The sequence below is a fragment of the Alicyclobacillus suci genome (assembly GCF_017329615.1).
GTDB lineage: Bacteria > Bacillota > Bacilli > Alicyclobacillales > Alicyclobacillaceae > Alicyclobacillus > Alicyclobacillus suci.
Genome location: NZ_JAFMTW010000176.1, coordinates 1 through 409, shown reverse-complemented (window position 1 = coordinate 409; position 409 = coordinate 1). Strand labels below are relative to the sequence as shown.

1 protein-coding gene and 1 pseudogene are annotated in these 409 nt (G+C 49.4%); both read left to right on the top strand.

What is annotated here, in order from left to right; genetic code table 11:
- Nucleotides 1–211: DDE-type integrase/transposase/recombinase (locus J3482_RS20315; RefSeq protein WP_236018429.1), on the top strand; the 211-nt coding region annotated here is incomplete at its 5' end.
- Between the two features lie 13 nt (nucleotides 212–224).
- Nucleotides 225–409: pseudogene (locus J3482_RS22035) on the top strand (integrase core domain-containing protein); the annotation flags it as partial.

Here is a 409-nt window from a genome sequence, read left to right as displayed (position 1 = left end):
GTGCGATATGACAAAGATTTGGTGTGGTAAGGATGGCTGGGGATATCTGTTCGCGGTCATCGATGCGTACGACCGTGAAATTGTGGGGTATTCGTTTTCGCGCTATTGCCGGACAGAGGAATTGCTGCAGGCTGTGGATAACGCATTCAACTACCGATTCCCGAGCGGGGTACGAGGGGCAAACTTAACGCTCAGAACGGACAGGTTATAACAATCCGGACGCAGATGGCTATATCGAACGTTTCTTCCGTTCGTTGAAGGAGGAAGAAGTTTGGATGCAGGAATACGACAACTTCGCGGAAGCCAAGATCGCCATCAAAACGTATATTGAGTTCTACAACAAAGAGCGCCCGCACTCAGCGTTGGGCTATCGTACACCGCAGGAATTCAGAAAATGGAAGGAATCAAA